Consider the following 10972-nt stretch of genomic DNA (forward strand, 5'->3'; position numbering starts at 1 on the left):
ATTGCTCCCCTGCGGGGGAGCTCCCCGCGAAGCGGGGTGAGGGGGTCAACGGCGTCAGTTGCCGTTTGTCCCGAACAGCGCCCGGGCCCGGTCCTCGAAGCAGGTCAGGAGCCGGCCCGCCGCCCGGTCGAAATTGCCCGCCAGCAGGCCCTCCAGGAGACGGCTCTTCAACTCGAAGTCGATGTCGAAGTCGATCCGCGTGCCGCCGTCCTCGGGCACGAAGTCCCAGCGGTTGCGCAGGCGACGGAACGGCCCGGCGATAAGGTCTGCATCGATCCGCTTCAGGGCCGGGTCCCGACGAACCCGGGTGGAGAACCGCTCCCGGACCGGACCGAAGGCCACCTGGACCTCGGCGTCCAGCCACTCGGCGCCGTCCGCCTCCGTGCGGGCGTTCCAGGTGCGCAGTGACCGGACCCAGGGCACGAACTCGGGATAGCGGGTCACATCGCCCACCAGACCGAACAGCGCCTCCGGGGCGTAGGGCGAACGCCGTGAGAGCCGGTGGCGCACCGGCCCTATCCCCGGCGGGCCAGCCGCGCCGCCTTCAGCCGGGCGAAGTCCTCGCCGGCATGGTGCGAGGACCGGGTCAGGGGGCTGGCCGAGACCATCAGGAAGCCCTTGGCCCGGGCCGCCTCCTCATAGCCGCGGAATTCATCGGGATGGACAAACCGCTCCACCGCCGCGTGCTTGCGGGTCGGCTGCAGGTACTGTCCGATCGTCAGGAAATCGATCCCGGCCGAGCGCATGTCGTCCATGACCTGCAGCACCTCCTCCCGGGCCTCGCCCAGGCCGACCATCAGGCCGGACTTGGTGAAGGCCTCCGGATCGGCCTCCTTCACCCGCTCCAGCAGGCGAAGCGAGTGGTAGTAGCGTGCGCCGGGCCGGATCGAGGGATAGAGCCGTGGCACAGTCTCCAGGTTGTGATTGAAGACGTCCGGCCGCGAGGCGATCACCTCCTGCGCCGCCTCCACCGGCTTGCGCAGGAAGTCGGGCGTCAGGATCTCCACCGTCGCCCCGGGCGCGCGGACGCGGATCTCCCGCACCACGGCGGCGAAGTGGGCGGCGCCCCCGTCGGCCAGGTCGTCCCGGTCCACCGAGGTGATGACGACGTGCTTCAGCCCCATCTTCGCCACGGCGTCGGCCACCCGGGCGGGCTCGGTCGGGTCGAGGGGCTCGGGTCGTCCGGTGGCCACATTGCAGAAGGCGCAGGCCCGGGTGCACACGTCCCCCATGATCATCATGGTGGCGTGGGACTGGGTCCAGCATTCGCCGATGTTGGGACAGGCGGCCTCCTCGCAGACCGTCACCAGGCCGTGGGCCTTCACGATGGCCCGGGTGGCCGCATAGCCCTCCGATCCGGGCGCGCGCACCCGCAGCCACTCCGGCTTGCGCAGCACCGGGGTGTCCGCCCGATTGCGCTTCTCGGGGTGGCGTGGCCGGGGACCGGCGCGGGTGTCGATGACGGTGGCCATGCCCCTAGATCATCCTTCCGGGCCGCCGGATCAAGCCGTGAGGTCGCCCACTGCGCCGCTCACAGACTGTAACCGGTCTTTTCATTCTGGAGGGGGACGACTACCTTTTGGGGAGAGAGAGAATCCAGAGGGAGAGGTCCGTGGCGAAGCTTGGAGATTACATCAATGGCGGCGGCACGATTTTCAGCGCCCTGGTGGACGCAAGGGCGGCCTTCGGCGCCAAGAAGCTGATCCTGGAGGACCAGGACCGCAATCCCCTCAGCTATACCGACCTGATCCGCGCCGCCTTCGCCCTCGGGCGCCGGATCGCCGCCCTCACCGAGAAGGGAGAGCGGGTCGGGGTCATGCTGCCGGCCAGTTCGGCGGGCGTGGTCACCTTCTTCGCCCTCCACGCCTTCGGCCGCGTGCCGACCATGCTCAACTTCACCTCGGGCATCCGCAACCTGAAGGCCGCCTGCGAGCTGGCCGGGGTGAAGCGGGTCCTCACCGCCCACAAGTTCATCGAGCAGGGCCAGCTGCACGACCTGGTCGACGCCTTGGAGACCGTGGCCACCGTCACCTACCTTGAGGAGGTCCGCGAGAAGGTCGGACTGGCCGACAAGCTCTTCGCCGCCGCCGCAGGCGCCCTGCCCCTGCGGTTCGCGTCTCCGGCCAAGCCGTCGGACATAGGCGTCATCCTCTTCACCTCAGGCAGCTTCGGCGCGCCCAAGGCGGTCGTCCTGTCCCAGCAGAACCTGATCGCCAATGTCGCCCAGACGGCGAACTTCATCGACATCGATCCCGATTGGGTTCTGTTCAATCCCCTGCCGATCTTCCACTCCTTCGGCCTGACGGGAGGCATCCTTCTGCCCCTGCTGACCGGGATGAAGGTGTTCGAGTATCCCTCGCCCCTGCACGTCAAGCAGATCCCGCCCCTGATCAAGGACACCCGGGCGGCCATCCTTCTGGCCACCGACACCTTCATCAATCAGTACGCCCGGGCCAGCGATGGCGATGAGCTTGCAGGCCTGAAGTTCATTGTCGCAGGCGCTGAAAAGGTTCGGGAAGAAACGCACAACCTGATTCAGGATCGCTTCGGCGGGTTTCCGATTCTCGAGGGCTACGGCGCCACCGAAGCGGCCCCGATCATCGCCATCAACCACCCGGACGACAACCGCCGCGGCACGGTGGGCAGCCTGTTGCCCGGCATGGAGGCGCGTCTGGAGCCTGTCGAGGGCATCACCGGCGGCGGCCGGCTGCTCGTGCGCGGGGCCAACGTCATGGCCGGATATCTCCACCCCGACGGCACGCTGGAGACCCCCGTCGATGGCTGGCTCGACACCGGCGACATCGTCAGCATGAGCGAGGACAACTGGATCACCATTCTGGGACGCGCCAAGCGCTTCGCCAAGGTGGGCGGCGAGATGGTCTCCCTGACCGCCGCAGAGGACCTCGTCCTGTCCCTCTGGCCGGAGAACCGCCACGCCGTCATAGCCATGCCCGACCCCAAGAAGGGCGAGCGCCTGATCCTCTTCACCGACCGCACCGACGCCGCCGCCACGGCCATTGTCGAGCACGCCCAGTCCCTCGGCGCCCCCGAGATCGCCGTGCCCCGCAAGATCGTGAAGGTGCCGGAAATCCCGGTCCTTGGCACCGGCAAGACCGACTACGTGACCATCCAGCGCCTGGCGGAGGTGGAAGGCCGCCGAGCGGCGTAGCGCATCCGCCCCATCACCTCGCCCCGGGCCGGAGCGCAGCGGAGGGGGTCAACACCGCCTCAGCAAGCCCCCTCACCGGGCTGCGCCCGGAGCTCCCCCGCAGGGGAGCAATTGGCCGCTCCAATTCCTCCACCTCTTGAGGGGGAGGTGGCGCGCGAAGCGCGGCGGAGGGGGTCTGCTGCAGCTCCGTCCCTGCCCCTGTAGCGCCCGTCTCGACGGTGACACCCGGATTGCAGGTGGTTCCAGTCGTCCTCGACTGGCGTTTCCGCACCCGTCACCGCATGTGCGCCGATCGCAACAGGGTCGCGCTCCAGTCCGGCAGCTCCCGTAAGGCCCGGGCGACCGAAACGAGGCACGAGCCGACTTCGCTCTGGGTCATGTCCCGGGCGGACCGGTGAAACGAAAGACCCTCCGCCACGAAGATGGGATTGAGGAATCCCGCCGCCGGAAACCCTGGCGGCGGCGTATCAACATGCTGGACATGCTCGAACCCCAGCGGCCTGAGCGCACCCAGTCGCCAGCCACACTCCTCCAGCACCTCCCGCCTCACCGCCTCCTCGACGGTCTCACCCGGCTCCAGACGCCCCCCTGGCGTGATGTGGCGATAGCCATCGCGCTCTCGCACCACAACGACGGCCCGGCGCCGCAACACCAGGGCCCGCGCTGACCGGACCAGGGTCACCGGCAGGGCTCGATCCGAGACGTAGGTCCGCGCCACCACGGGTGCGTCGACATAGTTCCCCCTCCGCTCGGCGACGGGCGTCAGGTCGGCCAGCGACGCGGCGAAGGCCTCGGCCAGATGATCGAGGTCTGGGGGTGGTGAAACCGTCACCGGAAGAGGATATGCGCCGTCAACCTGCCCCTGCAAGACATGACGACTGGACCCCATGCACTCCCCCACAAGGACAGGGCGCAACGGGTCTTGAGGTCACCCCCCCCTTGCCGGGATGTTCGGCCGCAACACCTCACACGAACAGCCATGACCCTCGTCGGGGTCGATGATTGGGGGTAGGCTGAGCGCCTCTACGGTTGTCTCGGAACCTCTCGGATGCCTGCAATGGGGCCTGCCCAGGCGGAAGCGCCGTTTATCCCCGCAGCTGTCATTCCGCCGCAGACAGATCCGCACCTATCTGCCCTTTGGCGCCGGTCCTCGCATCTGCCTCGGCGCCGCGTTCGCGATGATGGAAGCGGTGACGGTCCTGGCAAGCCTCGTGCGGGCCATCGACTTCACCGTCGTCTCACCCCACCGGGTGCGGCCGGTCGCCAGGCTCGCCCTGCGCCCGGCGGGTGGATTGCCCATGTCGGTCCGAAGAATTCGATGAAGGGCCGGGCTTAGGGCGCCCTGGCTGTAACGATCCAGACCCCTGCCCGGAGTTCTGGACCGTTGGGGCCGTCTCTTTCGCGTAACGCATCCTCAAGCGCCAGGGCGGCCTTGCGCATCAGATGCGGACGGTCGCGAAGAATTGCGCCCACGGCGCCGACCCGAGTGCAGACATCCACCATCTCCCGAAGACTCCCGCTATGGACCCTCACGTCCCTGGAGGTGATCTGGACATCCAGAAATCCCGCCTCACCCAGGATCCGCCGAAGACTCTCCGCCCTGGAGAACGAGAACCAGCCCGAAAATGCCGTCTTGCTCACAAGATCCGGCGGCAGAAGCGATGCGGCGGCGCGAAGCGGCAGGTCATCCAGCTCGTTCTCGCTCAGGGCGCGCCAGCAGACGAAACCAAGGCGGCCGCCGGGGCGTAGCGCACGGAGAAGATTGCGAAAGGCCCCGGTCGCATCGTCAAAGAACATGACGCCAAACCTGGAGAAAATCGCGTCGAATGACCCTTCTGAAAAGGCATATCTTTGAGCATCGCCGCAGATGAAGTCGACATTGTCCGGGTTCCCTCCATCGCCCCGCAAAACGTCGATCGCGTCAGGGAGTATGTCCAATCCAACAACACGTCCTGAAGGCCCGACCCGCTTGGAGAGAGCGATCGGCGTGCCTCCGATACCGCAGCCAACATCGAGAACACGATGCCCCTCAGAAACGTCCAGGGCCTCCATTGCAGCGCGCCCCAGCGGCTCCAGCTGCCGCTCAAGTGGTTCCCGGATTTCAAGCCAGGTTCGGACACGGGAACGGGGGTTCATGGATGTCGCGACCTGATCTCATTCCTCAGCGATGCTGATGCGCCGCCAGACTGTTCCGTAGGGGTCAGGGGCACAGGGCTGGGGTGACAGTGACCCCAACGTCAATGATACACGCAGCGACGAAGGATCGTCACTTTGCGCCAAACAAACGTCTTTCCGGGGCAGAGATTGAGGCTGGAGACCCTCAGTATGCGGATTTGCTTCTTCGGCGACAGCTTCGTCAACGGTACTGGCGATGATGACTGTCTTGGCTGGGTGGGTCGACTTTGCGCCGCAGAGCGGCGGGCCGGCGCGGATTTGACAATGTACAACCTCGGTATCCGGCGGGACACTTCCGAGGACATTCTCCGTCGGTGGAAACCGGAGGCGGCGGTGCGTCTGCCGGTCGACAGCGATGGGCGGCTGGTGTTTTCCTTCGGCCTCAACGATCTGGCTCCGGATGATGAATTCGGCAGGCCACGTGTCTCCGAGGGCGCTTCGCTTCAGAACGCGCACGATATCTTGTCAGAAGCCTCAGCATGGCGCCCCACGCTCATGATGGGCCCACTCCCGGTGACCTCAAGTCAGCCTCGTAACGACCAGATCAGATCATACTCCGAACACTTGAAGGGCTTGTGCGCCAGCCTCGGCGTCCCCTTCTTCGACGCGGTCCCATTCGCTGCGGAGGTCTATGAGACGTGGCGAAGGGAAGCCGATGCCGGAGATGGCATTCACCCAAACGCCGAAAGTTACTCCGCCTTCGCCAGCGCCATCCACGCATGGTGGCCGTGGCGATAACGACCCGGAAGTCGTGTTTGGCCACCTTGTAAACCAACGTCGGGTCAACCTCGGCCCGGTCGGGGCGCGCCGCCCCCCTCACCCCGCTTCGCGAGGAGCTCCCCCGCAGGCGAGCAATGGCTCCCTAATTCCTCCACCTCTTGAGGGGGAGGTGGACCGGGGCGCAAGCCCCGGGACGGAGGGGGCTGCCGAGCCGCCGCAGCGCCCCCTCACCGGGCTGCGCCCGGAGCCCCCCCGCAGGGGAGCAATGGCTCCTAAACTCCTCCACATCTTTCAGGGGGAGGTGGCGCGCGAAGCGCGACGGAGGGGGAATTCCGGCGTCTCTTCGATCGCGCCCAGGGCATGGCCCAACGCCCACGCTCCCACGCTCGCCCTCGGCGACATGTCCCCGGAAATCAACGCAAGGCGGCTCAAGGCGTCAGACGCGTCGGGGACCGGCTCAGAAAGGTCACCTCGCGGATACTGGACCTTTGGAGCATCACCATCAGCAGCCGGGCGAGTCCGACACCCATGCCGCCGTGCGGCGGGCAACCGTAACGGAAGAAGTCGATATAGCTGCTCAATGGCTCCAGATCATAACCGCGCTCCACGGCCTGGGCCTTGAGCGGGTCGTATCGATGCTCCCGCTGGGCGCCCGTCGTGACCTCTATACCCCTCCAGAGCAGGTCGAAGCTCTGCGTCAGGTCAGGCCGATCCCTGTGACGACGATGATAGAAGGGCCGGGCTGTCACCGGATAGTCGGTCACAAAGACGAAATCGTGGCCATATTCGCGCGCCACGTGCGCCCACAATCGTCGTTCGCCCTCGGGGTCCAGGTCGTCCGTCTTTGTCGGCGTATGGCCTGATGCCCTGACAATTGCTTGTGCCTCCTGCAGGGACACCCTGGGGAAGGGCCTCACGGGCACGTCGATCCGCACGCCCAGGAGCTCTTCCAGCGCCTGCCCATGAACGTCGGCCACCTGCGTCAGCACCTCGACCAGCCAGTCTTCCTCCAGCGCCATCAGATCCTGGTGGGAGTCCGTCCAGGCGACCTCCATATCGATCGACGTAAACTCCGTCTCATGGCGGGCGGTGAAAGATGGTTCGGCCCGGAAGGCCGGTCCCACCTCGAAAACCCGTTCAAATCCCGCCGCCATCGCCATCTGCTTGTAGAACTGCGGCGACTGCGCCAGGTAAGCGGTCCGGTCAAAGTACTGAACCTTGAACGCCTCGGCCCCGGACTCACTGAATGTCCCCATGAGCTTTGGCGAGTGGATCTCAATGAAACCTTTCCGCGCCCAATAGGCGCGCATGGCCTGTTCAAGCGTGGTCTGCACTTCGAAGACCAGTCGTTGCTCAGGCCTGCGCAGGCTCAGGACCCGCCAGTCGATCTGCTTCTCGAGCGAAGAGTCCGCGGCGACCGGGAGAGGCGTCGCCGCGAGGCTGTGGACCACGATGTCCGCAGCCTCGATCTCAAGGCCGTTCAGCTTGACCGAAGCCGCCTCCCTCACGGTTCCCGTCACGGTGACGGCAGATCCTGGGGTCAGGGCCCCCAGCCGCTGAGCCAGCCGGTCATCTGCACCGGCCTTCTCGTGAACGACCTGCACCGCTCCTCCGTGACGGTTCAGAATGAGAAACTGCATCCGCTTCTGATCGCGGAGGGTCTCAACAGAGCCGTCCAGGGTCACGACCGCGCCGATATGGCGGCGGAGGTCCTCGATGGCCGGGTGGGTCGTTTGGCGGTCTCGTATCGGTTCCATGTCACCTCCAGAGAGGCCGACCGATCTGCGGCGCCAAAGAAAAAGGCCCCGCCGATTGGGGGGCCTTGTGATCCTTGCCTGCTGTCTTTAGCTCAGCGCGTGCAGAGACCCTCGACCCCGGTGGGGCCGTTGTTATTGGTCGAAAACTGCAGCAGCGCGGACATGAGTTAAACGTGCCACCAACCGCTGTGACTGACAAGGGCCTGAACCCCCTCCCCGGGGCCTGGCCCGGAAATCTCCCAACGGGAGCCTCTAACCCCTTCTCATTCCTCCCCCTTTCAGGGGGAGGTGGACCGCGAAGCGCCACGGAAGGGGTACTCCGCCCTCAGACGTGCAGCGCCCTGCCAAAGGCGTCCAGCGCCGCCTCGTGCATGCCTTCGCTGATGGTGGGGTGCGGGAAGACGGTCGCGAAGAGGTCGGCCTCGGTGGCTTCCAGGGTCATGGCCAGGGCGTAGCCCTGGATCATCTCGGTGACGTCGGCGCCGATCATGTGGGCGCCGACCAGGGCGAATTACGGTGACCGCACCCGACCAAGTCGCAGCATCTCAAATAATCCTTGCCGATAAGGCGCCGTCCACAGAGGACAGTGCACAAATTGACATTTCCTTGCGTTCATGGAGATTCGAGGTCAGGGTTCGAGCAATTGCTATACTATTACCGTAATTATTAATCGTCACCGTGTTTCCAGATCAATGATCGTGCTCCGGGGCATGAAGGCAATAAGCACAACACCCAAGCGATCGTCATCAAGCTAAGCGCGGACAATGTCTACCAGTTCGCTCAGCTGCCGAAGGCGATATCTTGCCTGTGAGAAGTCATGCGCGGCCGTAAAATCGTTGTGGACGATGGCGCAGTCGATTCCGGCCGCCACAGCCGAGTTCAGGCCCCGGAGAGAATCCTCGACAATCAGCGTCTCCTCCCGGGCGGCCCGGAAACGTGTCAGGCCGGTGACATAGGGCTCCGGGTGCGGCTTGGGGTGTTCGTAGTCCTCGCGCATGAGAACGAAATCCATGAAGCGCCTGATTTGACGTTTCTCGTGAATAAGATCGAAATCCACGCGTTTTGACGTCGTCACAATCGCCATCCGAACGTATTGCGACAGTTCGGCGAGGGTCTCGACCACCCCCTCGATTTCGATGGCCTGCGTTCTGAGGCTCGCTTGATAATAGGCGTCCCGTGCGACCCGTGCCCTACTGATGCTCTCCTCATCGAGACCGGCGACTTTGGCCTGGGCCCAGCTTCCCGCTCCCCGACTCATGTCCCGGACATACAGATCCTTGTCCAAGGTAAATCCGAGATCGGCCAGCGCACGCTCAGCTGCGCGAAAATACCAGAACTCCGTATCCACCAGCACACCGTCGTGATCGAAGAGAATGTATTTCCTCAACTTTTTCCCTCCGCTCGAACACCGCGGGCAACGAGAAGGCCCTCGGTTTGCTCGACTTGGATCGCCAGTGGGGTGGCGTCGACTTCAAGGCAGGCTGCGAAGTCTTCAGCCGATAACGTCTGTCCGTCGAGGCGGGGACTCAAGGTCCCTACCGCGCTGCGGATGGTATCATGATCGGGTGATCGGCCTTGGAGCAATGCTCGCAGGTAGAGCGCGCAGATTTCGTCCTCCTCCGCGCGGACCGGGCCATCACCTGCGGCGATGAGCCAAACTTCTTGCTCACCACTTTTCTGAATTGCCCGGACTGTTGCAGCGGCGTTGACGAACGAGGCGGCGTACAAGCACGAAGCGCCCCTTGCAGCAACGATGCCCTTCGTACCGTTGGAGGTGGTCTGGATCACAATATCGCCAGAGAACGATATGTTTCGTATCTCGTGGGGCGAATTCCCGAATTCGAACCCTGTTGGCTTCAGTCCTCGCCGTTCACCAATGCACACCTTCCCGACGCCTCGCTCGCGTAGGATCAGGGCAGAGGTGACATCATCGACCATCACGATGGCTGCAGCGCCATTGGACAGCGCTATGGCCGCAGTCGTGAAGGCCCGGAATACGTCGATGATGACGACCGCCCCTTTGGCATAGCGTGCCGAGGTGGTCAGAGATTCAATCCTGATCGACGGCGATAAGGTCATTCCAGCAAGGCCCGCTACACAAAGTTCAAAACTGTTCAATCTGAGCGGGTGTCTATCGCTCTTGCCCGCTTGGGATATGCGGATACATCTCTTCAAGTTATCGAAGCTGTGCCGCGCAGTCACGCCGGACTCGGCCAATATGGAACCAATGAGAAGGGAGGATGGCGTGACGATCGACGACAGATCCGCTCGAATAATTCTCCTCAACGGAACCACGAGCGCTGGCAAAAGCACCCTCGCCCGGGCCATCCAACGGCGACTTGATCCTCAGCCCGTGCTCACAGGCTTGGACGCCTTTGTCTTCCCAAGCTTTCCTCCAGCCTGGAACGAGACTCCAACCGGATGCATTTTTGAGAAGACCCCTGATGGCGCAGTCCACCTACGCCTCGGGCCGGGAGGCATCGCTCTCACCAAAGCGTTTCATCGTTCAGTGGCGGCCATGGCCAATGAAGGCCTCTCCGTGATTGTCGATGATTGCCTGTTTGAACCCTGGCTGCTGCAAGACTGGCTGGACGTCCTGAGCGGCCACCACATCACCTTTGTCGGCGTCTACTGTGATTTGGCAGAAGCAGAGCGACGCGAGCTTCAAAGAGGTGATCGCCAGATCGGCCAGGTGCTCGGCCAGATCGGACAAGTTCACCTCCATGGCGACTACGACATCTCGGTGGACACGACGGACAAGACGCCGAGCCAATGCGCCGATGAGGTTGTCCAGGCGCTCAAGAGCGGAGTTGGAGCAACAGCGTTTGACCGCCTGCGTAGAAACAGTCTTGGCCGTCGTGGCAGCCAGAATCCGTCAGAAAAGCTAGCCTCCGAGAGGACAATGACATGAGCTTCAAGAAGCTGCTTTCCATCTGGTGGAGCATGCAATGGAGGGGCGTCGATTTCGATGGGGGCCTTAAGTAGCTGGAATTCCTTTATTTTGGGGATATGGACCGCGAAGCGCCACGGACGGGGTACTCCGCCCTCAGACGTGCAGCGCCCTGCCAAAGGCGTCCAGCGCCGCCTCGTGCATGCCTTCGCTGATGGTGGGGTGCGGGAAGACGGTCGCGAAGAGGTCGGCCTCGGTGGC

The 10972-nt window shown here is 64.2% G+C and carries 12 protein-coding genes and 1 pseudogene; 4 read left to right on the forward strand and 9 right to left on the reverse strand.

Translation table 11 applies throughout. The features are described from left to right. Positions 1 to 54: 54 nt before the first annotated feature. Positions 55 to 510: a type II toxin-antitoxin system RatA family toxin gene (locus INE98_RS04165; RefSeq protein ID WP_293536817.1), complete on the reverse strand. Its 456-nt coding sequence runs from the start codon at positions 508 to 510 to the stop codon at positions 55 to 57. Between the two features lie 5 nt (positions 511 to 515). After that, on the reverse strand, positions 516 to 1472 hold the full coding sequence (gene lipA / locus INE98_RS04170) for a lipoyl synthase (RefSeq protein WP_293536819.1): 957 nt from the start codon (positions 1470 to 1472) through the stop codon (positions 516 to 518). 140 nt (positions 1473 to 1612) lie between these two features. Between lipA and INE98_RS04175 the strand changes: the two genes are divergently transcribed. Further along, positions 1613 to 3169, forward strand: a complete 1557-nt coding sequence (locus INE98_RS04175) for an AMP-binding protein (protein WP_293536821.1) — start codon at positions 1613 to 1615, stop codon at positions 3167 to 3169. 274 nt (positions 3170 to 3443) lie between these two features. On the opposite strand, the gene INE98_RS04180 is transcribed toward INE98_RS04175, so the two are convergent. Next, positions 3444 to 4058, reverse strand: a complete 615-nt coding sequence (locus INE98_RS04180; RefSeq protein ID WP_293536822.1) for an NUDIX domain-containing protein — start codon at positions 4056 to 4058, stop codon at positions 3444 to 3446. Positions 4059 to 4167: 109 nt separating this feature from the next. On the opposite strand from INE98_RS04180, the gene INE98_RS04185 reads away from it, so the two are divergent. Then, the gene (locus INE98_RS04185) at positions 4168 to 4491 is read left to right on the forward strand and encodes a cytochrome P450 (protein WP_293536823.1); all 324 of its coding nucleotides are present in this window, start codon (positions 4168 to 4170) and stop codon (positions 4489 to 4491) included. 10 nt (positions 4492 to 4501) lie between these two features. Here the strand turns inward: INE98_RS04185 and INE98_RS04190 are convergent, their stop codons facing one another. After that, the gene (locus tag INE98_RS04190) at positions 4502 to 5305 is read right to left on the reverse strand and encodes a methyltransferase domain-containing protein (protein WP_293536825.1); all 804 of its coding nucleotides are present in this window, start codon (positions 5303 to 5305) and stop codon (positions 4502 to 4504) included. A gap of 189 nt (positions 5306 to 5494) precedes the next feature. Between INE98_RS04190 and INE98_RS04195 the strand changes: the two genes are divergently transcribed. After that, positions 5495 to 6082: a GDSL-type esterase/lipase family protein gene (locus INE98_RS04195; RefSeq protein WP_293536826.1), complete on the forward strand. Its 588-nt coding sequence runs from the start codon at positions 5495 to 5497 to the stop codon at positions 6080 to 6082. 410 nt (positions 6083 to 6492) lie between these two features. On the opposite strand, the gene aspS is transcribed toward INE98_RS04195, so the two are convergent. From aspS to INE98_RS04215, 4 genes and pseudogenes are all read right to left on the reverse strand, one after another. After that, positions 6493 to 7821, reverse strand: a complete 1329-nt coding sequence (gene aspS / locus INE98_RS04200) for an aspartate--tRNA(Asn) ligase (RefSeq protein WP_293536827.1) — start codon at positions 7819 to 7821, stop codon at positions 6493 to 6495. A gap of 325 nt (positions 7822 to 8146) precedes the next feature. Further along, positions 8147 to 8329, reverse strand: a pseudogene (locus INE98_RS04205) (dihydrolipoyl dehydrogenase); the annotation flags it as partial. 243 nt (positions 8330 to 8572) lie between these two features. Next, complete coding sequence (locus tag INE98_RS04210) at positions 8573 to 9208, reverse strand: HAD-IA family hydrolase (protein ID WP_293531359.1); 636 nt, start codon at positions 9206 to 9208, stop codon at positions 8573 to 8575. Next, positions 9205 to 9939 carry a 2-phosphosulfolactate phosphatase gene (locus INE98_RS04215; protein WP_293519552.1) on the reverse strand — a complete coding sequence of 245 codons (735 nt, stop codon included), beginning with the start codon at positions 9937 to 9939 and terminating at the stop codon, positions 9205 to 9207. Before INE98_RS04215 ends, INE98_RS04210 begins: the two co-directional genes overlap by 4 nt. Before the next feature lie 127 nt (positions 9940 to 10066). On the opposite strand from INE98_RS04215, the gene INE98_RS04220 reads away from it, so the two are divergent. Beyond that, positions 10067 to 10732, forward strand: a complete 666-nt coding sequence (locus tag INE98_RS04220) for a chloramphenicol phosphotransferase CPT family protein (RefSeq protein ID WP_293536828.1) — start codon at positions 10067 to 10069, stop codon at positions 10730 to 10732. A 135-nt stretch (positions 10733 to 10867) separates the two neighbouring features. Here the strand turns inward: INE98_RS04220 and INE98_RS04225 are convergent. After that, positions 10868 to 10972: hypothetical protein (locus INE98_RS04225; RefSeq protein WP_293536829.1), on the reverse strand; the 105-nt coding region annotated here is incomplete at its 5' end.

Source organism: Phenylobacterium sp. (genome assembly GCF_020253645.1).
GTDB lineage: Bacteria > Pseudomonadota > Alphaproteobacteria > Caulobacterales > Caulobacteraceae > Phenylobacterium.

Coding starts and splice junctions, on each gene's coding strand:
- lipA (WP_293536819.1), bottom strand. CDS start 1,472: ATGGCCACCGTCATCGACACCCGCGCCGGTCCCCGGCCACGCCACCCC.
- INE98_RS04180 (WP_293536822.1), bottom strand. CDS start 4,058: ATGGGGTCCAGTCGTCATGTCTTGCAGGGGCAGGTTGACGGCGCATAT.
- INE98_RS04185 (WP_293536823.1), top strand. CDS start 4,168: ATGATTGGGGGTAGGCTGAGCGCCTCTACGGTTGTCTCGGAACCTCTC.
- INE98_RS04190 (WP_293536825.1), bottom strand. CDS start 5,305: ATGAACCCCCGTTCCCGTGTCCGAACCTGGCTTGAAATCCGGGAACCA.
- INE98_RS04195 (WP_293536826.1), top strand. CDS start 5,495: ATGCGGATTTGCTTCTTCGGCGACAGCTTCGTCAACGGTACTGGCGAT.
- aspS (WP_293536827.1), bottom strand. CDS start 7,821: ATGGAACCGATACGAGACCGCCAAACGACCCACCCGGCCATCGAGGAC.